This is a genomic window from Bordetella genomosp. 11, assembly GCF_002261215.1.
In the GTDB taxonomy this organism is placed as follows: domain Bacteria; phylum Pseudomonadota; class Gammaproteobacteria; order Burkholderiales; family Burkholderiaceae_B; genus Bordetella_C.
The window spans coordinates 3768206-3792201 of sequence record NZ_NEVS01000004.1 but is presented as its reverse complement, the minus strand read 5'-3'; the positions used below and the strand labels follow the sequence as shown (position 1 = coordinate 3792201).

The window sequence follows — 23996 nt, the reverse complement described above, 5'->3', positions numbered from 1 at the left end:
CCAAGTTGACGGACTTCGCTGCCATTACGCTGGTACGGCTGGGAGGGGGCAGGTCACCAGAATCAACGCCAGCAGCGTTTCGCCACGCAGTCCAAGCAAGTAGCCGATCAGCAAGGCCACGGCGGGATGCAGGAGGGATTTGATGAATATGCCGGACACGACTTCCAAAGAGCGCGATATGCCCAGGGATGAGGCGGTCTCTTCATTGAAAGAGGCGCCCAGAGCAATCAGCGCGATCGGGGCGGCTGTTGCGGAAATCATGTGAAGCGCACTGCCGATAATCTCTTCCTGGGTGATCCTTACGCCGCACAGCGCGAGTCCGACGCCCAGGAACGAGGAGACTATCAAAGGATTTTTAAACGACGCCCAAAGGGGGCGGTAGAAATTTTCGAGTGTTGATCTTTTCCGCGCCCTTGATCCAAGTGCCTCCATCAGGTAAACGCAGATAGCGGTAAGAATGAGCGACTGAAACAGGATGATCGGAAGCAGCAGTCTGGGGGAACCGAACAACACGATAAATATCGGAAGCCCGAGAAATGCCGTATTCGTTTGGCCGATTGAAAGCAGCGCCATGCCTATCTCGTTCCGCGATTCGCGGAACTTCATGGTATACGCGCAAGCGATGGCTGCCCAGATAACCGCGATGCTCAGCGCATAAGCCAGCAGGAAAATCGAGCTTTCCGAGACGGAACCGATATCCGCGCCCGAAAGGGAAATGACGATCTCTGCTGGAAGCGCAAGAAAATACGCGTAGTCGCCAAGGGGTGAAGAGTAGCTTCTCTTGGTGATCCTGGAAATCGCGAAGCCGACTACGATGAGCGAGAAGATCGAGCACGTGATGACGAGAGAGTGCTGCGAGAAATTCATGTGGGCATTGTCTGGCGCGCCGCCAACGGTTTACCGATTCTCCCGCGCGAACGGAATCGAAACCCTTGAGTAGCAGGAAGAAAGTTGCCTATCTCGAAATGTTCGAACGGGTTTTTTTTCTAATTTTGCGGCATCGATCTGGGTGATAAGGCTGTCGTATTGCGTGCCTGCCATGGTGATCCGCGCAAGCGATTGAAGTCGAACGCAAGATCTTCTCACCGAGAAGTTTTACGACTCAAGGCAAGCGAGGTTTTCGGACAAAATCCGACCATCCGCGCAATTCCGAGAGAAAGTAATTGCCGGCAAATGTCCGGTTTTTCTTTGGATTTTTATTTCCGGCCTTTTTTATTCTGCCGGATTCTGGGTTTCCGCAAGATTGCCTTCCACGTTGCTTTATGGGCTGGGCAACGGCTCCGAAATCGTCTCTGGCGTTGCTTCGACGACGTGGGGGGAGCAATGGATGCGGCATCGGTCGGCATAAGCCGACCGCCTGGATGCGGATACGGCGCATCGGATAGGCGTCGTTAAGGGTTTTCACTGATCATGCCCCCTGTCGATTTCGGCGAGATTGAAGCGTCGTTCTGATGCAACCATCACCTACCGCTACGAAGAGGCAAACCATATGGCTACCGGAACCGTCAAACTCCATCGTGTCCTGCGTGCTCCCCCGGAGCGCGTCTACCGTGCTTTCCTGGAGCCGGACGCGATCGCGAAATGGATACCGCCTTACGGCTTCACATGCCAGGTCCACCACATGGATCCCAAGGTCGGCGGGACGTACAAGATGTCGTTCCGCAATTTCGGCACGGGCAATAGCCACTCTTTCGGGGGCGAGTATCTGGAGCTGGTGCCCAACGAAAAGATCCGCTATTCCGACCGGTTCGACGATCCGAATCTGCCTGGCACGATGCAGGCGACTATTTCGTTGCGCCAGGTGGCTTGCGGCACCGAGCTCAATATCCTGCAGGAAGGACTGCCGGAGGTCATTCCGGTGGAGATGTGCTACCTGGGGTGGCAGGAGTCGCTGGCGCAGTTGGCGAAGCTGGTCGAGCCGGACATTCCGGAATGATGGGAGACTCGTTCAGCGCTTATGGATGCCGCTGGCTCCCGCGGCGCGCGGCATCTGGCCAAAAGTATCCGGCGCGTTCGGGGGCGGCGCGTTTGCCAGGTCTCGGCGCGAGCCGTGTTCGTTCGCGTACACGCAGGTGAATTCGGCGCCCAGCAGGAAGACCTGCGCGGCGTAGTACACCCAGATAAGCACGACGATCAACGAGCCGGCGGCGGTGTACGAGGACGCGACGGAAGCCTTGCCCAGGTACAGGCCGATCAGGAACTTGCCGATTTCGAACAATACGGCCGTCACCACGGCGCCCGTCCATACGTCGTGCCACGCGACGGACGCGCGCGGCATGAAGCGGTAGATCAGCGCGAACAGCACGGTCATGATGGCCACGGCCACCGCGGTATTGATGACCTGCAGCAGGATTTCCCATCCCGGCATCAGGCCTGTGGCCCAGCCTCCCAAAGCGCTGAGCATCGCGCTGACGACCAGGGAGACCATTAGCAGGAAGGCCAGCGCCAGCACCAGGCCCAGCGACAAGAGGCGCGCGCGGATCATGTTCCAGATGCCGGATTGCTTTTTGTCCACGGGGACTTCCCAGATCCGGTCCAGGGCGCTTTGCAATTCCGAAAACACCGTGGTCGCGCCGACGACCAGGACCCCCACGCTGATGACGGTGGCGGCGATGCCCTGCTTGGGTTCCTGCGCGCCCTGGACCACGCTTTCGACGGCTTTCGCGCCGTCCGGGCCGACCAGGGCATTGATCTGCTCGAACAGTTGTCCCTGCACGGCGTCCCGGCCCCAGAAGAAGCCGGCCACGGCGATGACGATGATGATCAGCGGCGCCAGGGAGAAGACGGTATAGAAGGCGATGGCGGCGCCCATGCTGGGCGCATAGTGATCAAGCCATGCGTTGACCGCTTTTTTGGCCAGGCCGAAGAAGCGCTTGATATGCATGGCAGGCTCCGCGCGGTTGCTCCGGCGCGCATGGCGCAAGCCCTGTGCCGCGGGGCGCCGCGCCCGCGCCGAGTTCGCCAGTGCCGCCGTTCCCAGCACGGAGCGCCACAGCACTACCGCGGCGGCGCCTCGACGGACTGCCGGGCGATGTTGCGCCCGCGCTGCTACGCGTCTCTGTCCTTGTCCTGTCCCAATATCCGCTGGTTGCGGTTCTCGATCACGCGCGCGGTGGTCGACGTGGCCCCCGGGCCGGGCCGGAAACGTAAATCGCGGAAGGACAAGGGGGTGCCGTCCTTGCCATGCACGGAGATCCTTTCTATGGGGTCGCCGGTTTTCTCATCCACCAGCTCCAGCGGGGCTTTGCCGTCGGGCGCCAGCCAATCGTCGCCCCATTGCTTCAGGGCGATCAGTACCGGGTAGAGCTCTTCTCCCTTTTGGGTCAACCGGTAGCCGTCGGTATTGGCGCGGTCCTGTAGGGGGAAGCGTTCGATGATGCCTGCTTCGATCAGGCGCTCCAGGCGCGCGGCCAGGACGTTGCGGGCGATGCCCAGCTCGCGCTGGAACTCATCGAAGCGGGTCGTGCCTTGGGTGCACTCGCGAATGATGAGCAGGCTCCACCATTCGCCGACCTCGTCCAGGGCGCGGGCAATGGTGCAGTTCATGCCGGTGAAGCGTTTTCGGTACATGGCGTTTTTTTACCACTTAAAGTTTTGTGAAGCAACTTTGTTGGCCAGGATAGTTGTTTCACGAAACTTGGCGGTTTATAGTTCCGCCATATAGTTTCGTCACGAAACTAAATGACTCCCTTTCAGGAATTCGAGCCATGGATCGCCGCCTCCTTGTATTGGCCCTGGGCATGTTCGCGCTGGGAACCGACAGCTTTGTCGTCGCGGGCATCCTGCCCCAGCTTTCGCAGACCTTTGGCGTCGGCATCGGCGCCGCCGGGCAGATGACGACCGTTTATGCCATTACCTACGCGTTGCTGGCGCCGACCATCGCCGCGCTGGCGGCCGGGGTGGCGCGCAAGCGGCTGCTGTTATCGGGCCTGGGGCTATTCGTGGTCGCCAACCTTGCCACGGCGGTCGCGCCCAGCTTCGGGCTGGCCTTGCTGACGCGGATGCTGGCCGGCCTGGGCGCGGCGATGTTCTCGCCCACGGCAACCGGCGCGGGCTCCATGCTGGTGGTGCCCGAGCGGCGCGGCTATGCGCTGTCCATCATCGTCGCCGGCCTGACGGCGGCGACGGCGCTGGGCTCGCCCATCGGGGCGGTGATCGGCGGCGTGGGCGACTGGCGGTGGACCATGGTGTTCGTCTCCGCGCTGGGCGCGGGCTCGTTCCTTGGCGTATGGAGATTGCTGCCGGCGATGCCATTGCCGCCGGCAATCGGCCTGCGCAAGCGCCTGGCACCGCTGGCCGATAGGCGCGTCGGCCTGACGCTGGCGACTACGTTGCTGGCGATGAGCGGGCTGTTTACCGTCTACACCTACTTCGCGGTGGTGTTCGAACGCGCGGTAGGGGGGAGCGCGGCCGTGCTGGGCCTGCTTCTGGTGATCTGGGGCGCGGCCGGGACGCTGTCGAATCTGGTGGCGGGACGCCTGATCGACACGATAGGCTCGCGCAAGGTCCTGGTAACGATGTTGACGATCCTGGTGGCCGATATCGCGCTACTGCCTTGGACCGGCGCGAATGTATGGACGGCGGCGGTGGCGATCGCGGTGTGGGGCGGGTGTGGCTGGGGCCTGCTGGTGCCGCAGCAGCATCGCCTGGTGACCCTGGCGCCGTCTGTCGCGCCGGTGCTGCTGGGCTTGAATACGGCTGCCACTTACATCGGCGTCTCGGTAGCCGGATTGATAGGCGCGGGCACCATCCAGTTGCTGGGGGTCGGCGATGTCGGCTTCGTGGCCGCGACACTGCTGGCGGCCGCGCTGATCGTTTCCGAGCTGGCGACGCGGCATATCGCCCTGGGCGCGGCCAACCCCGCGCGCGCATCGGGCGCGCCGGCCTGAGCGCTGCCGACCCGAGCGCGGGCTCGCCGCGGTGGCGACTGCGCTGTGCGCCGCCGCGTCTTAATCGCCAGGCGGCGCGGGGTATTCGCCGCCCAGCATTTTCGTCAGCTTGCGCGCGGCCTGCTTGACGGGCTTGTCGTAGTCGGCACTGAAGCGGTCCGTGGGCATGGTCAATGTGATGGCGCCCAGCAGTTCGCCATCCGGATTGAAGACCGGTGCCGCGACGCCGGCGATTTCCGGGATGCGGTCGCCCACGAGGACCACGACCTGCTCACGGCGAATGCGGGCATACATGGCGCCCGGGGCGCCGGAATAGGCGGTGATGATGCGTCCGCCGGCGCCGCGATCCAGCGGCAGCAGGTCGCCGGGCCGGATGTGGTCGCGCACCGGGCGAGGGGAGTCGACACGATGCAGGCAGAGGCGGCGGTCTCCCTGCCGCACGTGGAAGGCCGCGCTTTCCTTGGTCTGCGCGACCAGTTCGCGCAGCGCCGGCATGATGACCGATTCCAGCGAGAAGGACGCAGCGTAGACCTGGTGCAGGCGCACGATGCCCGCCCCCAGCGCATAACGGCCATCGGGCTGGCGCCGCACCAGATGCGCGTGCTCCAGCGAGGCCAGCAACCGCAGCACGGTGCTTTTGTGCATCTCGGTCAGCGTGGCGATTTCCGCCAGGCCCAGCAGCGGGGTGCTGGCCGAAAACACCCCAAGGACGGACAGGGCGCGGTCCACGGCCGCGACGCCGCCTTCGGCGGCATTGCGGTCTGCAAGGGAGGGAACGGCGGATTTGCGCGGCATGGCCGGGAAGGGAGGGTGTAAAGGGGCGGGCGAGCGGGAAGGGCGAGCGGGGCCCCGGATTGACATCCGCTAACGGCGCGTTCATCATAGATAGAACGGCATTCTATCTAATGAAATCAATGGAGACAAGCCCGAATAAGCCATCGGCTGCCGCGTCCGCTGACGGTCAGCCGTCGCCCGCGGATGCCGGCGATGCCGCCGCTAGCGATGCCAGCGATTCCGTCGATACCGCAGGCGCCATCGCGAGCTCCGCCGCCTGCGCGAACGTGATCGTCGAGCGCAACGGCGACTGGGCCGTCATCCGCATCGCGCGCGAGGCCAAGCGCAATGCGCTGGATCGCCGCACGCGCATTGCCTTGCTGCGCGCCTTCGATTCTCTTCAGGGCCAGGCGCGCTGCATCGTACTGACGGGATCCGGCGCCAGCTTCTGCGCCGGGCTGGACCTGAAGGAGCGCGCCAACGAGCGCGCCGCCGGCTTGCGCGACACCTCGGGCGAGGAATGGATCGCCGTCAATATGGCGATACGCCGGCATCCGGCCGTATTCATCGCCGCCATCAATGGCATGGCGCTGGGCGGCGGCATGACGCTGGTGAACTCTTGCGACCTGGCCATCGCCGCGGACGATGCGTGGCTGGGGTGCCCGGAACTGGCGTCGTCGGCCTATGCCGGCGCCGCGGGGCCTACCGGCATGCTGTCGTGGCCGCGCAAGCGGGTCGCCTGGATGCTGTTGACCGCGGAACGTATCGATGCCCGTACGGCGGAACGCTGGGGAATGATCAACGAGGTCGTCCCGGCCGCCGCGCTGCAGGCCCGCGCCGCCGAACTTGCCGCGCGTATCGCGGGTTTCGATGTGGCCGCGCTCGAAGAGACCAAGAAATCGCTGGACCACGTGCCGTCCCGGGTGTCCGACTGGGAGGGCGCCATGCGCTACGGGCAGGCGGTGAACGCCGCCATTCGCGCGCGCCAGGGCCGGGAATGAAGCCCCGTATGCGACCTATCGCGCCTTTGCCGTGCATGGCCAGCTCGCGGGCCGAAGCCATTCTTCTGTGTTGAAGTCATCCCTCGGCCGTATTCCGGCCACTTGCATCGATAACCAGACCGTCCATCAAGGAGACACCATGAACCCACAACGCCGCACACTGCTTGCCGGCATGGCGGCAGCGCCACTGCTGTCCCTGCCCGGGATGGCGCGCGCGCAGTCCAAATACCCGTCCGGCCCGATCACGCTGATCGTGCCCTTTCCGCCGGGCGGCGGCACCGACGCGTCGTCGCGCACGATCGCGCAGGCCATGACGCAACTGACGGGCTGGAATATCGTGGTGGAAAACCGCCCCGGCGCCGGCGGCAATATTGGCCTGGGGCTGTTGTCGCATGCCAATCCGGACGGCATGACCATCGGCATGGGACAGACGTCCAACCTGGCCATCAATCCGTCGCTGTACAAGACCATGCCTTATGACGCGCGCAAGGACTTCGCGCCCATCGCCCTGGTGTCGGGCCAGCCGATGATCCTGGTGGTGCGCGAGGGCTCTCCGAACAGCACGCTGAAAAGCCTGGTCGAGGCGGCCAAGGCCAACCCCGGCAAACTGAATATGGCATCGGCGGGCATCGGTACGGTCGGCCATCTGGCGGGCGAGATGTTCGCCAAGCAGGCGGGAATCAAGATCTTCCATGTGCCTTATCCGGGCGCGGCGCGCGCGCTGGCGGACCTGGCGGGCGGGCAGGTGGATTTGTACTTCGGTACGCCGGCCAGCGTGTTGCCGCTGATGCAGTCGGGCAAGTTGCACGCGGTGGCCGTGACCTCGGGCAAGCGGCTGCCCGTGGCCAAGGATGTACCCACCATCGCCGAATCGGGCTACCCCGGTTTCGAGGCGGAAGACTGGAAAGCCCTCGTCGCCCCGCGCGGCACCCCGGCGGCGATCGTGGATAGCCTGAACCGCGCCGCCAACGACGCCCTGAAGCAGTCGCTGACGCAAACCCGCTTCGCCGCCGAAGGCAGCGTGACGTTGGGCGGCAGCGTCGCGGACGCCGCCAGGTTCATGGCGAGCGAGTACGAGCGCTGGGGCCGCGCGGTACACGATTCCGGCACGAAGATGGAATGAACGCGCGGGCCGCTCGCCGCTTCGATCGCCGCGCGGCAGCGCGCGAACCTGCAGCGGCGGCCCGGCCTGCGCGGAGTGCCCGATGTATCTGCTGGATGCCCGGATAACCGAGTTGTGAGTCAATAAGGAGACATCATGAAATACCCCTGGATCAGCCGCATGTTCGGCGCCATGCTGGCGATCTGCCTGGCGGGCGCCGCATCGGCGGCGGACGATTACCCCAGCCACCCCATCAACATCATCGTGCCCTTCAGCGTGGGCGGGTCCACCGATCTGGTGGCGCGGCTGGAAGCCAAGGCGCTGGGCCAGGAATTGAATACCTCCGTCGTGGTGGAGAACCGCACGGGTGGAGGCGGCGTCATCGGCTGGGGCGGTGCGGCGCGTTCGGCGCCGGATGGCTATACCCTGTTGACCCAGGAGATGTCGTACGCCATCGCGGCCAGCCTGATCCAGAAGCTGCCTTACGATCCGAAGACGGCCTTCACGAACATCACCACGCTGGTCCAGGTGCCGCACGTGCTGGTGGTGCATCCGTCGGTGCCCGCCAAGACGGTGCAGGAGTTCATTGCATTGGTGAAGGCGCATCCCGACAAGTACTTCTTCGGTTCGGGCGGCGTGGGCACCAATACCCATCTGGGTGGCGAACTCTTCAACAGCCTGGCCGGCGTGAAGATGTCGCACATTCCCTTCCGTGGCGCGGGCGCCGCCATGCAGGACCTGCTGGCCGGCCGCGTGCAGGCGATGATCACCTCCGTGCCGACCGCGCTGGCGCAGATCCGCGCCGGCAAGCTGCGCGCGTTGATGGTCGCCAGCGACCATCGTATCGATGCCTTGCCCGACGTGCCGGATGCCAAGGAGGTCGGGCTGCCCGGCATGAATATGCAGTTCTGGGTGGGCTTCGCCGCGCCGGCGGGAACGCCGCGGCCGGTCATCGACAAGTTGAACGCCGCGATGGTGAAGTCGCTGCAAAGCCCGGATATGCGCGCGCAATTGAAGGAGCTGGCGCTGGAGCCGGTCGGCAGTACGCCGGAGCAGGCAGCCAAGCTGGTCACCGACGAAATCGCCCGCTGGCATGCCGTGATGGAAAAGGCCGGGATCAAGCCGGAATAGTCGTGAAGGATGGCGCGGCCCCATGCACCCTGCATGGGGGCCGCGGCCATTGCATCGTATAGAGGAAACACCACATGTCCAAGCCCCTGGCAGGCATACGCGTACTGGATTTGACCAACGTGCTGGCCGGACCGTTCTGCTGTCATCAACTGGCGCACATGGGCGCCGACGTCATCAAGGTGGAAACGCCGGGCAGCGGCGATCTGGCGCGCCAGCTGGGCGCCGATCCGGAATTGAACAAGGCCCATATGGGGGTTTCCTTCCTGGCGCAGAACGCGGGCAAGCGGTCGATATCCGTGAACCTGAAGCACGCGGCCGGCAAGGAGGTCTTCCTGCGACTGGTGCGCGGCGCCGATGTGCTGGTAGAGAATTTTCGTCCGGGCGTGATGAAGCGGCTGGGCCTGGACTTCGAGGTCCTGCGCGAACACCGGCCCGACCTGGTGTACTGCGCGATTTCCGGCTTCGGCCAGGATGGCCCTTTGAAGGACTATCCGGCCTATGACCAGATCATCCAGGGCATGTCCGGCGTGATGAGCATCACGGGCGATCCCGAGACCGCGCCTTATCGCGTCGGCTATCCGATCGCCGATACCATAGGGGGCATGACCGCGGCGTTCGCGGTGGCCGCCGCGCTGGCGGAAAAGCCGCGTCCGCACGGCCGCTTTATCGACGTCTCCATGCTGGAGGCCACGATGGCGACGATGGGATGGGCGGTGTCGAACTACCTGGTGGCCGGACGCGCGCCGGGCCCCATGGGCAACGAGAACATCACGGCGAGTCCTTCGGGCACCTTCCGCACGGGCGAGGGGCTGCTGAACATCGCCGCCAACAAGCAGGAACAGTTCGAGGCGCTGTGCCGGGTGGTGGGGCGCGAGGATCTGGCCACGCATCCGGACTACGCCGAGCGCCATGCGCGCCTGCGCAACCGCTACGCGCTGAAGACGGAGCTCGAATCGGCGCTGGGGGCACGCGCGGCGCAGGATTGGTGGCCGCTGCTGACGCAGGCCGGCGTACCGTCGGGTCCCGTGTATACGGTGGAACAGGCACTGGCGCATCCGCAGGTTCGCGACCGCGGCATGGTCGCGACGTTTCCGGACGTTCCCGGCGTGGGGCGCGATGTGCGGGTGGTGCGCACCGGCTTCAAGCTGGACGGCGCGGCGCCGGCCGTTGACCATCCACCGCCCATGCTGGGCGAGCACAACGACGAACTCCTGGCGCATCTGGGGTATGGCCCCGACGAGATACGGCGGTTGAGGGAGCAGGGCGCGGTATGAGCTCCGCGCAGGGACGGCGCCGCGCGCGGCGGGCGCCGATGCAATGACTGGACAAGGTGCGATATGAGCGAAAGCGGAAAGGACGAAGGACTGGAAAGCCGCAAGTGGTGGCATACGGAAATCACCGACATGCGGCCGGGGGTGATCCGTTATCACGGCTACGCCATCGAGGATCTGATCGGCAATGTGGGCTTCGCGCAGATGGCGTGGCTGATGCTGCGCGGCGAGCTGCCGACGCCGGGCCAGGGCAGACTGCTGGACGCCGCCTTGATGGCCGGCGTGGATCACGGGCCGCAGGCACCCAGCATTGCCATCGCACGCATGGCGGCGACCTGCGGGGTGGGCTTGAACAATGCCATGGCGTCGGCGGTGAATGTGCTGGGCGACGTGCACGGCGGCGCGGGCGAGCAGGCGGTCGGGCTGTACGAGGACGCCGCCTCCCGCATGCGTGAGGGTGCGTCGCAAGAGGCCGCGGTGCAAGGGGCGCTCGACACCTACATCGAGAATCACGGGAAGTTCGTTTCCGGCTTCGGCCATCGCTTCCATCCCATCGATCCGCGCGCGCCGCGCCTGCTGGCGCTGGTGGACGAGGCTGCGCGGGCGGGCGAGGTGAGCGGCCAGTACGCGGCCATCGCGCGCGCCGTCGAGGCCGAGCTGGCGGCGCGCAAGGGTCGCACCATCCCGATGAATATCGATGGCGCCACCGCCGTGATCTATGCGGAGCTGGGTTTCCCGGCCCCGCTGGCGCGCGGCCTGTTCTGCCTGTCGCGGTCGGTGGGCATCCTGGCGCACGCCTGGGAGCAGACACGCCAGGGCGGCCGCAACAAGGGACCGATTCCACGGCAGTACATTCCCTTGTACGAGGGACACCCGCCGCGTCCGGTGCCGCCGCAGAACCGCGAGACGGGCCAGTCCTGATCCGGCGCGTGCCTTGCCTCGGCGGCAGCGCCATGGCGCGGGCCTCGCGGTTCCGCCGTCGCGGCGCGGGCCGCGCCGGGGCGTCCGGGCTGCCGCGATTGCCTCGCAACGGCATCTCCCTTGATTCCAGGAGCAGCAATGCGCATAGAACGTATCGAAGCCATACCCCTGCGGATGCCGCTGGCGCGTCCCTTGAAGGCGGCCACCGCCCTGATCACCCACCGCTGCACGGTGCTGACGCGCGTGTACACGGACCAGGGCGTGGTGGGCGAATGCTTCGGCAATAACGAGGATACCGGCCAGGCAGAGATCCTGCGCCTGATCCGCGACGAGCTGGCGCCGGTGCTGGCCGGCCGCGATGCATTCCTGGTGGAGTCCTGCTGGCAGGCCATGCAGCCCGCCACGCGCGACATCCTGCGCGATCGGCGCCTGGCGATCCGCGCCATCGCCTGCATCGACGCCGCGCTCTGGGATGCCGTCGGCAAGGCGCTGAACGTACCGCTGCACAAGCTGTGGGGCGGCTACAGCGACGACGTCGCGGCCTACGCGATGGGCGGCTATTACCGCGCCGAGGACGACCTGGGCGCCGTCGCGCGTGAAATGGCCGCCCTGCGCGACCAGGGATTCGCCGGCTGCAAGCTGAAGGTGGGTGCCTTGTCGCCGCAGGCCGACGCCGAACGCGTGCGGGCGGCGCGCGATGGCGCCGGGCCTGGTTTCAAGTTGATGCCGGATCCGAACCAGGGATGGAGCTACGAACAGGCCCTGGCCTTCGCGCGGCTGGTCGAGCCGCTGGATATCTTCTGGTTGGAAGAACCCTGCTACTGGTCCAACGACCGGCAGGACCTGGCGCGCCTGCGCCGCACGGTCCCCATCCCGATCTGCGCGGGACAAAGCGAGATCAGCGCGGCGGGCTGCCGCGAGCTGATGGCCGCCGGCGCGATCGATATCTGCAACTACGATCCTAGCTGGGGCGGCGGGCCGACCGCCTGGCGCAAGGTGGCGGCGGTGGCGCATACCTATGGCGTGGGGGTGCTGTCGCACCTGGAGCCGCAGGTCGGCGCGATGCTGGCCGCCTCGGTGCCCAATGGCGTGGGCGTGGAAGTGATGCAGCCGGATCGCGATCCGCTGTACCACGCGCTGGTCGCCAACCGGCTGGCGATCGCCAATGGTCGGTTGAAGCTGCCGGACGGGCCGGGATGGGGCCTGGAACTGGACCGCGCCGTGGAGAAGCGGCTGACTGCATGACGTCCGGCGCCCTCGCGAGGGCGTACGGTGCCTGAAATCCGATAGACGAGAACCGATATGTGGAACATGACCTTTACGCCCCCGGTAGTCATCGAGGCCCGTCCCTTGACGCGGCTGCCGGACCGCTTCCGGGACGCGCGCGATAACCCGTGGGCCGCGGCCAACAAGCCAGGCCATCTCGTCGACTGCTTCCTGGAAGGGCCGGCCTTCGATCGCGACGGCAATCTGTATGTCACGGATATTCCGTATGGACGGATTTTCCGCATCAGCCCGGCGCTGGACTGGACGCTGGTGGCCGAATACGACGGTTGGCCGAACGGCATCGCGATCCATGCGGATGGTTCGCTGTGGATCGCAGACTACCGGCGCGGCATCGTGCGGCTGGATCCGCGGACCGGCACGCTCGACACGCCGCTGGGACACCGGAATTCGGAAGGCTTCAAAGGGCCCAACGACCTGACCTTCGACGCAGCCGGCAATCTGTATTTCACGGACCAAGGGCAGACGGGGCTGCATGATCCCACCGGACGCGTCTATCGCCTGGCGCCATCAGGCAAGCTGGACCGGCTGCTGGATAACGTGCCCAGCCCGAACGGCATCGCCCTGGACCGCAACGAGGCCTTTCTCTACACGGCGGTAACGCGCGGCAATTCGGTATGGCGCGGCCCGCTGCTGGCGGACGGTTCGCTATCCAAGGTGGGGGCGTTCCGGACATTCTTCGGCACCAGCGGGCCGGACGGCTTGGCGGTGGATGCGGACGGCCGCCTGGTCGTGGCGCATGCCAGCCTGGGCGGCGCCTTCCTGGTCGAACCGAACGGCGACATCACGCATTTCATCCGCAGCCCCATGGGCGGCACCGTCACCAACATTGCCTACCGGCCCGGCACCGCGCGCCTGGTCATGACCGAATCGGCCAGCGGAACCGTGCTGGAGGCCGAGTTGCCCGCGGCGGGTGTGGGCCTGTTTTCGCACGCCGCCCCACGCTGAAGGACGACGGCCCGACCATCCGCGTCGGGCGCCGTCGCGGATATTCAGCGCGACGCGATATGCCGGTGCTCCAGGCGGCTGAGCAAGCGCACGACCGGCCATAGCAGCGCCAGGTAGAACAGCGCGGCCAATACGATGGGCGATGGGTTGTACACCAGGGACTGCGCATCGCGTGCGACGCGCAGCAGTTCCGGCAGCGCGACGGCGCTGGCCAGCGTGGTCAGCTTGACGACTTCCAGCGTATTGCTGATCAGGTCCGGCATGACGCTGCGCGCCGCCTGCGGGATTTGCACGTGCCAGAGCGTCTGCGCGGCGCTCAGGCCGGTCGATCGCGCGGCTTCGACCTGGCCGCGCGGCACGCTTTCCAGGCCGGCCCGGAACACTTCGCCGTAGTAGGACGAATTGTTCAACATGAAGCCGATGGCCACGGCCAGCAACTTGGGCAGATCCAGGCCCAGGAAGGGCGCGCCGAAGTAGATGAAGATCAGCAGGACCAGGGGCGGCAAGGCCCGGAAGAAGTCGATATAGGCGGCGAGCAGGAAGCGTGTCCAGCGCCGCTTCAGCGTGATGGATAGAACGCCTATCGCCAGGCCCGATGCCAGCCCGACCGGGATCACGATGGCGGAAAGCAGCAGCGTTTGGACCAGCCCCTGCAGCAGGTAGGGAGCGACGCTGCGGTAGATGTCCAGGTTGAAGAAGTTCTGCAGCAACTGGTCCATGGTTTATGACTTACCTGTGTGCGTATTCATGCGAGCCCCGTTCGACGTCCGGCTGGGCGGGGCCGCGGCCGGACAGCCCTATCGTTTCCAGCGAAAGCGCGTTTCCACCCATCGTCCCAACAGCACGACGGGAATGAAGATCGCCAGGCAGGCGATGGCGCCCAGCGTCAATGGCGTGGCGTTGCCGGCGTTGCTGCTGGCCGACTGCGCGTTGTTCAGGACTTCGCTCAATCCGACCACCGATCCCAGCGCCGTGCTTTTGGTGATGGCGATCACCCGGTTGGTCAGGGGCGCGACGGTCAGCCGCGCGGCCTGGGGCATGACGACGTGGATCATGGTCTGCAGCCATCCCAGGCCGGTGGCGCGCGCCGCTTCGGCCTGGCCGCGCGGCACGGACAGGATGCCGGCCCAGAAGATTTCCTCCGCGAAGGCGGCCAGCACCAGCGTCAGCGACAGCCAGGTGGCGGTGAAGGCCGACATCGACAGGTCGATATAGGGAAAGGCGAAGAACAGCACCATGATGACCACCAGCGGCGGCAGGGCGCGCAGGATATCGGCGAAGCAGATGATCGCGGCGTTCAGCGCGCGCAGGTGCAGCGCGCGCAGCATGGCCAGGACAAAACCCAGCGCGAGTCCGCTGATCGCCACGGCGACGCCGAGCTGCAGCGTGACCCACATGCCGGCCAGGATCTCGGGCAGGTATCGCCACGCGACGTCGGCATTGAAGAACGAGAAGGCGAGCGCTTTCAGATCCATGGCGGCGCCTCCATGGAAGGCGCCGGCATCGCGAGCGCTTGCGTGGGCGGTATTTTCATAAGCGGTGCGTGCGTCGGACCTTCAGGCAACCCGCGCTTCGGTGCCGTGGCCGCCGGGATCGGAGAGGTGCGACAGAAAGCTGCGCGTGCGGGGATGGGTGGGCGCCCCGAAAACCTGTTCGGGCGGGCCTTGCTCCACGATCACGCCGCCGTCCATGAAGATGACGCGGTCGGCGGCGGCGCGGGCAAAGGCCATTTCGTGGCTGACCACGACCATGGTCATGCCGTCGCGCTTGAGTTCGCGCATGACATTCAACACCTCGCCCACCAATTCGGGATCCAGGGCGCTGGTGGGCTCGTCGAACAGCACGATCCTGGGGCGCAGCGCCAGGGCGCGGGCGATGCCGACGCGCTGTTGCTGGCCGCCCGACAACTGGTCCGGATAGGCATCGCCACGCTCGGCCAGGCCTACCCGGCGCAGTGCCTCCAGGCCACGCCGGTTCGCTTCCGCGCGGTCCAGCTTCTGCACCTTGCGCAGGGCCAGGGTGACATTGCCCAGCACCGTCATGTGGCGGTACAGGTTGAATTGCTGGAACACCATGCCGATGTTCTGCCGGATGCGGTTCAGGTCGGCCCCATGGGCGGTGATTTCGTCCCCGTCCACCACGATCTGCCCGGCGCTGGCCGTTTCCAGCTGGTTGCAGCAGCGCAGCAGGCTGCTTTTGCCGGAACCCGACGGCCCGATCACGAAAACCAGTTCGCCGCGGCGCACCTCCAGGTCGATGCCTTTCAGGACGGCGTTCGCACCATAGGACTTGTGCAGGCCGACGATCCGCAGGATGGGACGTTCCATATCAGTAATCCATTGCGCGACACATCATGCGCGTCGCAAGAAACAGGTGCCGCCGGAGCGGGGCCGCGCATCCGGCGCCGCCGCGTCGCCAGCGCCGCCGCCCTTCGAGCGGGGCAGCGCGCGGCGATTCGGGAATGAACCCTTCATCCCTGGCATTGAAGCTTGACGGGCGTGGGGTCGTAGCCTTCCAGGCCCGGCACGCCCTGGCCGACGCCCACCGTGGCGGCGGCCGATCCGGGCGCCGGCGTGAAGCCGAACCACTTCTGCGCCAACTTCGACACCGTGCCGTTTTGCTTCAGGCATTTCAGGGCGGTGGAGATGCGGTCGCGGCCGGCCTTGTCGTCTTTGCGGAAGGCCAGGGCCCAGACCAGGCCGGTCTGGATGGTGTAGGTAGTCTTGACGGCGGGATTCTGCTTGGCCGCCCAGGCGCTGACGGTGTTGCCCGCCAGGTTGGCATCGGCGCGGCCCGACTGCACGGCCTGCACCGCATCGGCGTTGGTGGCGTATACGTCGTACTTGAAGCCGTATTTTTCCGCGTTGTCGTGCGCCCAGCTTTCATAGGCCGAGCCCTTGTTGACCGCCAGGGTCTTGCCCTTGAGGTCCTGCAGGCCGGTAATGTCCGGCTTGCCGCGGGCGACCAGGAAGGTGTAGTCCGTGTTCAGATAGCCTTCGGAAAACAGCAGCGATTTGGCGCGTTCCGGGGTGGCCGTGGTCGGGGCCAGCACGAAGTCGTACTTCTTCGCGTTCAGGCCGGGAATCAACGCGGAGTATTCCGTGCCTTCGATGCGCACGGTGGTCCCCAATTGCTTGGCCAGGGCTTCGCCCAGGTCGATGTTGAAGCCTTGCAGGCCGCCGCCCAGCTTGGGCATCGCGTGCGGCGCGAAGGTGGCGTCCACGCCCGTGACCAGGGGCTGGGCGCCCCAGGCCGTGGCCGCGCAGGCGGAGAGCAGTAAACCGCCCAGGCGGGCGGCAAGCGATAGGCGAAGTCGGGTGCGTGTCATGGAACAGGTCCTCGATGAGGGGGTATGGAGCTTGTGTATAGACCCCTGGCGCCGTTAATCGGCGCCCTGGGCGAAGACCTTGCGCATGATGCTGTTGGGATTGCCGTTCAGGCGCTGGCGCAGCACCGGTTCCGGCGTGCCGCGGCGCAGGAAGCGGCCGCTGCCGCGCGCGGCGTGCAGGGTGCCGTCGCGCACCACGATGCGGCCGCCGCTGGTCACGATTTCAGGCCAGCCGCGCAGCGTGCGTCCTTCATAGGGCGTGTAGCCGACCTGGTCGTGCAGCATGCCGGCGGTGACGTGCACTTCGCGGTCGGGATTCCAGACCGCGATATCGGCATCGGCGCCGACGGCGATCGTGCCCTTGCGCGGATACAGGCCATAGGTGCGGGCGTGATTGGCGGAGGTCACGGCGACGAAACGTTCTATGGTCATGCGTCCCGTCAGCACGCCTTCGGAAAACAGCAGCGGCATGCGCAGCTCCAGGCCCGGCACGCCATTGGCCATGTCCTTGAAGGTGGTTTGATCGCCCTTGGGCAGCTTGCCGCTGGCATCGAACCGGTAGGGGGCATGGTCGGACGAATACATTTGCAGGGTGCCGTCCAGCAGTCCGGCCCAGACCGCCTCCTGCGACGCCGCGTCGCGCGGCGGCGGGCTGCAGCAGTACTTGGCGCCTTCCAGTCCGTCGCGGTCGAGGTCCTCCTGCGTAAGGAACAGGTACTGGGGGCAGCTTTCCGCGAGGATGGGCAGGCCGAGGGCCTGCGAGGAATGCACCACGCGCACCGCTTCCAGGCCGGCGACGTGCACGATCAGCAGGGGCACGTCCATCAGGCGGGCCAGCGCGACGGCGCGATGGGTCGCTTCGCTTTCGGCGATGGGGTCGTGCGCGACGGCGTGATACTTGGGCGCGGTCATGCCGCGGTCCACCAGCCGGCGCGCGATCCAGCGGATCATGTCGTTGTTTTCGGCGTGGACCATGACCAGCGCGCCCTCGCGGTCCGCGACTTCCAGGACGTCCAGCAACTGGTAGTCGTCGATCTTCAGCCGTTCGTAGGTCATATAGACCTTGAACGAGGTGATGCCGTCGCGGATAAGCGCGGGCAGATCGTGCTGGAGCGCGTGTTCGGTGGGGTCCGACAGGATCAGGTGGAAGCCGTAGTCGATCACGGCTTTTTCGGCGGCGCGGCGGTGATAGTCGGCGACGACTTCCGGCAGGGCGTTGCCGCGATGCTGGGCGGCGAAGGGGATGATGGTGGTGGTGCCGCCGAAGGCCGCCGACACCGTGGCGCTGTAGAAGTCGTCGGCGCACATGACGCCCATGCCGGACAGCTGCTCGACGTGGCAGTGGCTGTCGATGCCGCCGGGCAGTACCCAGCGTCCGCCCGCGTCGATGTCCTCGCGCCCGGGCGGCAGGTCGCGCGCGACCGCCGCGATGATGCCGTCGCGCACGCCGATATCGGCATGAAAGGTGTCGGACGCGGTGCTGATGCGCCCGTTCCGTATGGTCAGGTCGAATTCGGCGGATGTGGCCATGGGTGTGATTCCTTCCTCGTGATCCGGACGGGTCAGGCGACGCGCTGCGCGCCCGGGATATCCAGCGACAGGCCGACGCGCCGTACCGTGGCTTCCAGTTCCGCCATGGTGACCTTGTCGATGCGCATGCCCGGCGACCGCAGCGCGTAGCTGCGGATGGCGCCGCGCCGCTGATAGATGTACTTGCGCAGGGCCAGGCCGATCTTGGGTTGGAATTCGTAGCGGATCAATGGGCAATAGCGGTCGAAGATCGCCGCCGCGCCCGCCGCGTCACCGGCTGCGTGGCGTTCGTGGATGGCGACCAGGATTTCCGGGAAGGCGAAGCCGGTCATCGTGCCGACGGCGCCGCGCTGCAATTCCTCCAGGAAGTACACGCCGCCCAGGCCGCCGAAGATCTTCATGGGGGCATCGCCGCACAGTTCGCGGATGCGGGTAATCTTCTGGCCCACGGGCGGCTCTTCCATTTTGACGGCATGCACGCCGCCCTCGCGCGCCAGCCGCGCCACCACCTCGGGCCGGATCTCCGTACCGAAGGAATCCGGAAAGTCGTGGATCACGACGGGGATGTCGACCGCTTCGGCCACCGCCTTGTAGTAGTCGAACAGCAGCGCGTCATTGGCATTGTCCAGGGGGGCCGCGAAGACGGCGGCGGCGCCGAGTTCCTGCGCTTCCTGCGCCTGTTCGATCGCGCCGGCGATGCCCAGCCCGCGCACGCCGACCCAGACCGGTACGCGGCCGGCCGCCTGTTCGACGAAGGTGCGCAGCACCAGGCGGCGCTCCGCCGCGGAAAGCTTGTGCAGTTCCCCCAGGAAACCGAGCACGGCCAGCCCTTTTATGCCGGTTTCCAGCAGGAAGTCCACCAGGCTGCGAATGCTATCGGTGTCGACCCGCAGGTCGTCGTCGAAAGGCGTCGGGCAGATGGTAAAAACGCCGTGGGCGTCGGGCGGGGCGGTCATCTCGTCTCCATCGTCGATCGCCCGGGCAACGGCGCCGGGCATGGATGACCATCCTAAAGGCGATCCCGCAGAACTCCACTTGCTTTTTTATTGGCGTCCTATAACACGCCGTTAATTTCGGGTTTGCCCGGATGCCAGCTCGAATCCCTGCTCGCGCATGGTCTGGCGCAGGGTGTCCACGAAGGCCTGCGCCAGCTGGGACAGCGGCTCGAAGCGCGATTGCAGCAGGCTGGCGGTCAACACCTTGGATTGGGCGATCGGCCGCACCACGAATTCGCCGGAGGTGCGGCTGCGCACGGAAAACTCGTCGACGATGGCGATGCCGGCGCCCGCCTGGACCAGCGAGCAGGCATTCTGGGGCGAGCTGACCTCCACCGCCACGCGGCGGGGTTCGCCGGCTTCCTGGTACATCTGTTCCACCAGCGCACCGAAGGGCGTATCGACGCTATAGGAAATCAGCGGGTATGGCATCAGCTCCTGGATCGACAGCATGGAGCGGTGCGCGAGGGGATGGTTGTAGGGGCAGATGCATACCAGCCGCGCTTCGCCGATCGGCTGGGCCGCCAGGTTGGGATGCTGCGCGGGCAGGATCACCACGCCGATCTCCGCCCGGTTGTCCAGCAGCATCTGCGTCAGGGGACGAAACGACAGGGCCTGGAAAGTCACCTTGACGTCCTCGTGCTGCGCGCGGAAGGCCGAGATCGCCAGCGGGATCAGCATGTGCCCGATACTGGGGCTGGACACCACGTGCAGGATGCCGGTGCGGCGCTCGGCGAGTTCGCCCGCCAGTTCGCCGACCCGGCGCACGCCGGCATAGACGGTTTCCACCTCGCGGAATAGCTGCCGCGCCTCGGGCGTGGGATAAAGCCGTCCCTTGATGCGCTCGAACAGGCTGAAGCCCAGGCGTTGTTCGGTGTGGGCCAGCAGGCGGCTGACGGCCGGCTGCGATACGAACAGCAGCTTGGCCGCGCCGCTGATGGACCCGGTGGTCATGACGGCGCGGAAGACTTCGATCTGCCTGAGATTGAGCAACATTGCGGTTTCGGTCGTGTGGAGGCCAGCGGTTGCGCCGCCTCGCCATAACAACATGTTAAGCGCGCACGACAAAATGACATTGCCGCTGGCGCAAGGGCCGCTGATAGACTCGCGCCAGCAGGGCCCCTTATCGCGAAGGAAAGCCATGGAACGAACGCTATACGTCATCAACCCGAATTCTACCCAGGCGGTGACCGACGCTTTCGACGCCGGCCTGGCGCCGCTGCGCGTGCCCGGCGGGCCGCGCATTGTCTGTCTTACCCTGCGTGAGGGCCCGCCGGGCATCCAGACGCAGATGGACGTGGAAAGCGTCACGCTGCCCCTGGTGCGGATGGTGCAGGGCCTGGACCGGGAACACGGCGACGCCGCCGCCGGCTACGTGATCGCCTGCTTCAGCGACCCGGGCTTGCACGCGGTGCGGGAAGCCACGTCCAAGCCGGTGCTGGGCATCAGCGAATGCGGCATCCTTACCGCCATGACCCTGGGCCAGCGTGTCGGCGTCATCGCCATCCTGCGGCAATCCCTGCCGCGCCACGGCCGCATGTTCGGCGCGATGGGCATAGGCGGCCGCATCGCGGCGGAACTGCCGCTGGGCCTGGGCGTGGTCGAACTGGCGGACGCCGCGCGCACGCGCGAACGGTTGGCCGGCGTGGGCCGGCAATTGCGCGACGCGCACCAGGCCGATGTCATTGTGCTGGGCTGCGCGGGCATGGCGGCGTATCGCGAATGGCTGCAGGCCGAAGTGGGCCTGCCCGTGGTCGAGCCGACGCAGGCCGCGACGGGCATGGCAATCGCCCGGGTGCTGCTGGACGCGCCGGCGCGCCGGCAATAACGGCCCGGCATGGAAACCGAACTGATCCGCCGCCTGGCCCATGTGGTGGGCGACGAGGGCCTGGTGCTGGACGAGGCCGCCCAGGCACCCTATGTCGAGGACTGGCTGGGCAAGTGGCGCGGCCGTACGCCGGTGGTCGTCAGGCCGCGCAATACCACCGAGGTCGCGGCCGTCATGCGCCTGTGCCGGCAGAGCGGCACGCCGGTCGTGCCGCAAGGCGGAAATACGGGCATGAGCGGGGGCGCCGCGCCGGACGACAGCGGCGCCCAGGTCATCCTTAGCCTGAATCGTATGACGCGCATCCGCGAAGTTGACCCCGTCAACAACACGATGACCGTCGATGCCGGCGTGCTCCTGGCCGACGTGCAGCGGGCGGCCCGCGATGCCGGCCGCTACTTTCCCTTGAGCCTGGGCGCGGAGGGCAGTTGCACCATCGGGGGCAATCTGGCGACCAATGCCGGCGGCACCGCGGTACTGCGCTATGGCAATACGCGCGACCTGGCGCTGGGATTGGAAGTCGTGTTGCCCGACGGCCGTGTATGGAGCGGCCTGCGCGGGCTGCGCAAGGACAATACCGGCTACGACCTGCGCGGGCTGTTCATCGGCTCCGAAGGCACGCTGGGCATCATCACCGGCGCGGTGTTGAAGCTTTATCCGGCGCCGCTGGGGCACGCCACCGCGTGGGTGGGCGCCGCTTCCCCGGCCTGCATCGTGTCGCTGCTGTCGCGCCTGCAGGCGCAATGCGGCGAGCGCCTGACCGCCTTCGAAATGATGTCCGCCCGCTGCGTGGACCTGGTGCGCGCGCACGTCAGCGGCGCCGTGTGTCCCCTGGAAGGCGACCATCCCTATCATGCCTTGGTGCAGTTGTCCGATGTCGCGCCGGAGGGACTGCCGGAGCTGCTCGAACGGTCGCTGGCGCATGTGCTGGAGGACGGCCTGATCGCGGACGCGGCCATTGCCGCCAGCGAAACCCAGGCGCGGTCCATGTGGCGCCTGCGCGAAGGCATCTCCCAGGCGCAGGTGCGCGCCGGCAAGGCGGTCAAGCACGACATCGCGCTGCCGATCTCGCGCCTGGCCGCGTTCATCGACGAAGCGGACGCCGCGCTTGCCGCGGAGTTCGAAGGATTGCCGATCGTCAACTTCGGCCACGTCGGCGATGGCAACCTGCACTACAACGTGCTGTTGCCGCCGGACGTATCCCAGGATGACTACGCCCGGCTGACCGCCGCCTTGAACCGGCGTGTCCACGACCTGGTGGCGCAGCGCGGCGGCAGCATCAGCGCCGAACACGGTGTCGGCCGGCTGCGCCGGGATGAGTTGCGCCGCTATAAATCCGCGGTCGAAATGGACCTGATGCTGATGATCAAGCGCGCGCTGGATCCCGATCAGCTGATGAATCCGGGCAAGCTGTTGTAGCGGGGTCGTGTTCCCGGCCCGGTTCGAAGCCCGCGCGCCTTTGCCGCCGGTATGTCCGCGGCTTTCCTGTGGAAAGCCGCGAGGCCGGCGGCCGCGTCAGCGCTTCGGCGGCTGCGGGCGGTCCGCGATGAAGCGGCCGGGCCGCGCGCCGGTGGCCGCGCCGTCCTGCCAGGTGGCGACGCCGTTCACGAATACATGCCGCATGCCGGTGCAGGTTTCCGTGGGCGCGTCGAAGGTGGCGTTGTCGATGATGGTGTCGGGATCGAATACGGCCAGGTCGGCATGGAATCCCTGGGCGATGCGGCCGCGCTCGCGCAGGCCCATGCGCATGGCGGTCAGGCCGGTCATGCGGTAGACGGCGTTTTCCAGCGGGAACAGGCCCAGCTTGCGCCCGTAATGGCCCAGCACGCGCGGAAAAGTGCCCCACAGGCGCGGATGCGGGCGGCCTTCGCTGGCCAGTCCGTCCGACCCTATCATCGTGTCCGGATACTGCAGGATGCGGCGCACGTCGCCGTCGTCCATGATGAAGTAGACGGCGCCCGCGGGCAGCAGGGCTTCCGCGGCTTCGCGGGGGCTGCATTGCCATTCCCGGGCCAGGTCTTCCAGGTAGCGGCCGGCGGCTTCGGGGTGCGGCTCGGACCACGTAATCATGGTGCGGTCGCAGATCGCGACGCGCTCGGGACGCAGTATGGTGGACGAGGCATCGTAGGGATAACAATCCATGCACACGGACTGCGCGCGCGCGGCCTCGCCGATGCGCGCCAGGGTCTGCGTGGAGCGCCCGTGATTCTGTTTGCCGACCAGCTTGTGATGCGAGATCACAATGGGCACGTTCAGGGCCGCGCCGATGCGCAGGCTTTCGTCGATGGCCTCCATGACGCGATCGCCTTCGTCGCGCATGTGGGTGGCGTAGATGCCGCCCAGGCGCGTCAGCGGTTCGCAGACCGCGATGATTTCCCCTTCGGGCGCGGCGGCGGCCGGGGGATAGAACGTCCCGGTTGAGACGCCGAGCGCGCCATCGTTAAGCGCCTGCTCGACATCGGCGCGCATGGCGGAGATCTCCGCCGTTGTGGCGGCTCGCGTGACGTCGCCCATGCGCATGACGCGCAAGGTGGAATGGCCGACCATCGCCGCCACATTCACGGCCGGCGGCGACGCATCGATGGCCCGCCGGTAGTGCGCGAAGCTGCCGTAGCTGTCGCCGCGGCCCAATAGATTGAGCGGCGGCACCAGCGCCTCGTCGCCGCGCAAGGGCGCCAGGCTGATGCCGCAATTGCCGTTGACCACCGTGGTGACGCCCTGCGATACCTTGGGCAGCATGTCCGGCATGTCCAGCACGGCCCGGTCGTCATGCGCGTGGCTGTCGATGAAGCCGGGCGCGACTACCAGCCCCGCGATGTCCAACATGCGCGCGGCCGGCGCACCGGCGAGATCGCCGATGGCGGCGATGCGGCCGTCGCGTATGCCGACGTCGGCCCTTAGGCGCGGCGCGCCGGTGCCATCGACGACGTCGCCTCCGTGCAGGATCAGGTCATAGGGCTGCTGCGTGTCCATGCTGGGAATCCTTCACTCTGGGTG

23 protein-coding genes are annotated in these 23996 nt (G+C 66.5%); 11 read left to right on the top strand and 12 right to left on the bottom strand.

Annotation, left to right across the window (positions count from 1 at the left end; all coding sequences use genetic code 11):
• Window positions 1-24 precede the first annotated feature (24 nt).
• Window positions 25-867 (bottom strand): AEC family transporter, encoded by an 843-nt coding sequence (locus CAL28_RS24680; RefSeq protein WP_094843778.1) that lies wholly within the window; start codon window positions 865-867, stop codon window positions 25-27.
• 622 nt (window positions 868-1489) lie between these two features.
• Between CAL28_RS24680 and CAL28_RS24675 the strand changes: the two genes are divergently transcribed.
• The gene (locus CAL28_RS24675; RefSeq protein ID WP_094843777.1) at window positions 1490-1936 is read left to right on the top strand and encodes an SRPBCC family protein; all 447 of its coding nucleotides are present in this window, start codon (window positions 1490-1492) and stop codon (window positions 1934-1936) included.
• A gap of 12 nt (window positions 1937-1948) precedes the next feature.
• Here the strand turns inward: CAL28_RS24675 and CAL28_RS24670 are convergent, their stop codons facing one another.
• Together CAL28_RS24670 and CAL28_RS24665 are read right to left on the bottom strand one after the other, a co-directional pair.
• Window positions 1949-2884: a YihY/virulence factor BrkB family protein gene (locus tag CAL28_RS24670; RefSeq protein WP_094844832.1), complete on the bottom strand. Its 936-nt coding sequence runs from the start codon at window positions 2882-2884 to the stop codon at window positions 1949-1951.
• 164 nt (window positions 2885-3048) lie between these two features.
• The gene (locus CAL28_RS24665) at window positions 3049-3570 is read right to left on the bottom strand and encodes a winged helix-turn-helix transcriptional regulator (protein ID WP_094843776.1); all 522 of its coding nucleotides are present in this window, start codon (window positions 3568-3570) and stop codon (window positions 3049-3051) included.
• Window positions 3571-3707: 137 nt separating this feature from the next.
• On the opposite strand from CAL28_RS24665, the gene CAL28_RS24660 reads away from it, so the two are divergent.
• Window positions 3708-4889, top strand: coding sequence for an MFS transporter (locus CAL28_RS24660; protein ID WP_094843775.1), 1182 nt, complete (start codon window positions 3708-3710; stop codon window positions 4887-4889).
• Window positions 4890-4949: 60 nt separating this feature from the next.
• Here the strand turns inward: CAL28_RS24660 and CAL28_RS24655 are convergent, their stop codons facing one another.
• The gene (locus tag CAL28_RS24655; protein ID WP_094843774.1) at window positions 4950-5684 is read right to left on the bottom strand and encodes an IclR family transcriptional regulator; all 735 of its coding nucleotides are present in this window, start codon (window positions 5682-5684) and stop codon (window positions 4950-4952) included.
• Window positions 5685-5803: 119 nt separating this feature from the next.
• On the opposite strand from CAL28_RS24655, the gene CAL28_RS24650 reads away from it, so the two are divergent.
• From CAL28_RS24650 to CAL28_RS24620, 7 genes are all read left to right on the top strand, one after another.
• Window positions 5804-6664 carry an enoyl-CoA hydratase/isomerase family protein gene (locus CAL28_RS24650; protein WP_176464099.1) on the top strand — a complete coding sequence of 287 codons (861 nt, stop codon included), beginning with the start codon at window positions 5804-5806 and terminating at the stop codon, window positions 6662-6664.
• A gap of 139 nt (window positions 6665-6803) precedes the next feature.
• Window positions 6804-7787 (top strand): Bug family tripartite tricarboxylate transporter substrate binding protein, encoded by a 984-nt coding sequence (locus CAL28_RS24645; protein WP_094843772.1) that lies wholly within the window; start codon window positions 6804-6806, stop codon window positions 7785-7787.
• A 135-nt stretch (window positions 7788-7922) separates the two neighbouring features.
• The gene (locus tag CAL28_RS24640; RefSeq protein ID WP_254926219.1) at window positions 7923-8897 is read left to right on the top strand and encodes a Bug family tripartite tricarboxylate transporter substrate binding protein; all 975 of its coding nucleotides are present in this window, start codon (window positions 7923-7925) and stop codon (window positions 8895-8897) included.
• Window positions 8898-8971: 74 nt separating this feature from the next.
• On the top strand, window positions 8972-10171 hold the full coding sequence (locus tag CAL28_RS24635) for a CaiB/BaiF CoA transferase family protein (protein ID WP_094843771.1): 1200 nt from the start codon (window positions 8972-8974) through the stop codon (window positions 10169-10171).
• Between the two features lie 63 nt (window positions 10172-10234).
• Complete coding sequence (locus tag CAL28_RS24630) at window positions 10235-11089, top strand: citryl-CoA lyase (RefSeq protein WP_094843770.1); 855 nt, start codon at window positions 10235-10237, stop codon at window positions 11087-11089.
• Between the two features lie 138 nt (window positions 11090-11227).
• A complete protein-coding gene (locus tag CAL28_RS24625; protein WP_094843769.1) occupies window positions 11228-12334 on the top strand; it encodes a mandelate racemase/muconate lactonizing enzyme family protein in 1107 nt (368 codons plus the stop codon).
• 57 nt (window positions 12335-12391) lie between these two features.
• Window positions 12392-13321, top strand: a complete 930-nt coding sequence (locus CAL28_RS24620; RefSeq protein ID WP_094843768.1) for an SMP-30/gluconolactonase/LRE family protein — start codon at window positions 12392-12394, stop codon at window positions 13319-13321.
• A 44-nt stretch (window positions 13322-13365) separates the two neighbouring features.
• On the opposite strand, the gene CAL28_RS24615 is transcribed toward CAL28_RS24620, so the two are convergent.
• The 7 genes from CAL28_RS24615 to CAL28_RS24585 form a co-directional block, all read right to left on the bottom strand.
• Complete coding sequence (locus CAL28_RS24615; RefSeq protein WP_094843767.1) at window positions 13366-14040, bottom strand: amino acid ABC transporter permease; 675 nt, start codon at window positions 14038-14040, stop codon at window positions 13366-13368.
• A gap of 78 nt (window positions 14041-14118) precedes the next feature.
• Entirely contained in the window at window positions 14119-14796 is a 678-nt protein-coding gene (locus tag CAL28_RS24610) for an amino acid ABC transporter permease (RefSeq protein ID WP_176464098.1), read from the bottom strand.
• Window positions 14797-14877: 81 nt separating this feature from the next.
• Window positions 14878-15648 carry an amino acid ABC transporter ATP-binding protein gene (locus CAL28_RS24605; RefSeq protein WP_094843766.1) on the bottom strand — a complete coding sequence of 257 codons (771 nt, stop codon included), beginning with the start codon at window positions 15646-15648 and terminating at the stop codon, window positions 14878-14880.
• A 143-nt stretch (window positions 15649-15791) separates the two neighbouring features.
• Window positions 15792-16649, bottom strand: coding sequence for a transporter substrate-binding domain-containing protein (locus tag CAL28_RS24600; protein ID WP_094843765.1), 858 nt, complete (start codon window positions 16647-16649; stop codon window positions 15792-15794).
• Between the two features lie 54 nt (window positions 16650-16703).
• On the bottom strand, window positions 16704-18179 hold the full coding sequence (hydA, locus tag CAL28_RS24595) for a dihydropyrimidinase (protein ID WP_094843764.1): 1476 nt from the start codon (window positions 18177-18179) through the stop codon (window positions 16704-16706).
• Between the two features lie 32 nt (window positions 18180-18211).
• Window positions 18212-19177, bottom strand: coding sequence for a dihydrodipicolinate synthase family protein (locus CAL28_RS24590; protein ID WP_254926218.1), 966 nt, complete (start codon window positions 19175-19177; stop codon window positions 18212-18214).
• A gap of 69 nt (window positions 19178-19246) precedes the next feature.
• Window positions 19247-20170 carry a LysR substrate-binding domain-containing protein gene (locus CAL28_RS24585; protein ID WP_094843762.1) on the bottom strand — a complete coding sequence of 308 codons (924 nt, stop codon included), beginning with the start codon at window positions 20168-20170 and terminating at the stop codon, window positions 19247-19249.
• A 145-nt stretch (window positions 20171-20315) separates the two neighbouring features.
• Between CAL28_RS24585 and CAL28_RS24580 the strand changes: the two genes are divergently transcribed.
• Together CAL28_RS24580 and CAL28_RS24575 are read left to right on the top strand one after the other, a co-directional pair.
• The gene (locus tag CAL28_RS24580) at window positions 20316-21002 is read left to right on the top strand and encodes an aspartate/glutamate racemase family protein (RefSeq protein WP_094843761.1); all 687 of its coding nucleotides are present in this window, start codon (window positions 20316-20318) and stop codon (window positions 21000-21002) included.
• Window positions 21003-21011: 9 nt separating this feature from the next.
• Window positions 21012-22418 carry an FAD-binding oxidoreductase gene (locus CAL28_RS24575; protein ID WP_094843760.1) on the top strand — a complete coding sequence of 469 codons (1407 nt, stop codon included), beginning with the start codon at window positions 21012-21014 and terminating at the stop codon, window positions 22416-22418.
• Between the two features lie 96 nt (window positions 22419-22514).
• Here the strand turns inward: CAL28_RS24575 and CAL28_RS24570 are convergent, their stop codons facing one another.
• Window positions 22515-23972 carry an N-acyl-D-amino-acid deacylase family protein gene (locus CAL28_RS24570; protein ID WP_094843759.1) on the bottom strand — a complete coding sequence of 486 codons (1458 nt, stop codon included), beginning with the start codon at window positions 23970-23972 and terminating at the stop codon, window positions 22515-22517.
• Between the last annotated feature and the right edge of the window lie 24 nt (window positions 23973-23996).

Coding starts and splice junctions, on each gene's coding strand:
- CAL28_RS24680 (WP_094843778.1), bottom strand. CDS start 867: ATGAATTTCTCGCAGCACTCTCTCGTCATCACGTGCTCGATCTTCTCG.
- CAL28_RS24675 (WP_094843777.1), top strand. CDS start 1,490: ATGGCTACCGGAACCGTCAAACTCCATCGTGTCCTGCGTGCTCCCCCG.
- CAL28_RS24670 (WP_094844832.1), bottom strand. CDS start 2,884: ATGCATATCAAGCGCTTCTTCGGCCTGGCCAAAAAAGCGGTCAACGCA.
- CAL28_RS24665 (WP_094843776.1), bottom strand. CDS start 3,570: ATGTACCGAAAACGCTTCACCGGCATGAACTGCACCATTGCCCGCGCC.
- CAL28_RS24660 (WP_094843775.1), top strand. CDS start 3,708: ATGGATCGCCGCCTCCTTGTATTGGCCCTGGGCATGTTCGCGCTGGGA.
- CAL28_RS24655 (WP_094843774.1), bottom strand. CDS start 5,684: ATGCCGCGCAAATCCGCCGTTCCCTCCCTTGCAGACCGCAATGCCGCC.
- CAL28_RS24650 (WP_176464099.1), top strand. CDS start 5,804: ATGGAGACAAGCCCGAATAAGCCATCGGCTGCCGCGTCCGCTGACGGT.
- CAL28_RS24645 (WP_094843772.1), top strand. CDS start 6,804: ATGAACCCACAACGCCGCACACTGCTTGCCGGCATGGCGGCAGCGCCA.
- CAL28_RS24640 (WP_254926219.1), top strand. CDS start 7,923: ATGAAATACCCCTGGATCAGCCGCATGTTCGGCGCCATGCTGGCGATC.
- CAL28_RS24635 (WP_094843771.1), top strand. CDS start 8,972: ATGTCCAAGCCCCTGGCAGGCATACGCGTACTGGATTTGACCAACGTG.
- CAL28_RS24630 (WP_094843770.1), top strand. CDS start 10,235: ATGAGCGAAAGCGGAAAGGACGAAGGACTGGAAAGCCGCAAGTGGTGG.
- CAL28_RS24625 (WP_094843769.1), top strand. CDS start 11,228: ATGCGCATAGAACGTATCGAAGCCATACCCCTGCGGATGCCGCTGGCG.
- CAL28_RS24620 (WP_094843768.1), top strand. CDS start 12,392: ATGTGGAACATGACCTTTACGCCCCCGGTAGTCATCGAGGCCCGTCCC.
- CAL28_RS24615 (WP_094843767.1), bottom strand. CDS start 14,040: ATGGACCAGTTGCTGCAGAACTTCTTCAACCTGGACATCTACCGCAGC.
- CAL28_RS24610 (WP_176464098.1), bottom strand. CDS start 14,796: ATGGATCTGAAAGCGCTCGCCTTCTCGTTCTTCAATGCCGACGTCGCG.
- CAL28_RS24605 (WP_094843766.1), bottom strand. CDS start 15,648: ATGGAACGTCCCATCCTGCGGATCGTCGGCCTGCACAAGTCCTATGGT.
- CAL28_RS24600 (WP_094843765.1), bottom strand. CDS start 16,649: ATGACACGCACCCGACTTCGCCTATCGCTTGCCGCCCGCCTGGGCGGT.
- hydA (WP_094843764.1), bottom strand. CDS start 18,179: ATGGCCACATCCGCCGAATTCGACCTGACCATACGGAACGGGCGCATC.
- CAL28_RS24590 (WP_254926218.1), bottom strand. CDS start 19,177: ATGCCCGGCGCCGTTGCCCGGGCGATCGACGATGGAGACGAGATGACC.
- CAL28_RS24585 (WP_094843762.1), bottom strand. CDS start 20,170: ATGTTGCTCAATCTCAGGCAGATCGAAGTCTTCCGCGCCGTCATGACC.
- CAL28_RS24580 (WP_094843761.1), top strand. CDS start 20,316: ATGGAACGAACGCTATACGTCATCAACCCGAATTCTACCCAGGCGGTG.
- CAL28_RS24575 (WP_094843760.1), top strand. CDS start 21,012: ATGGAAACCGAACTGATCCGCCGCCTGGCCCATGTGGTGGGCGACGAG.
- CAL28_RS24570 (WP_094843759.1), bottom strand. CDS start 23,972: ATGGACACGCAGCAGCCCTATGACCTGATCCTGCACGGAGGCGACGTC.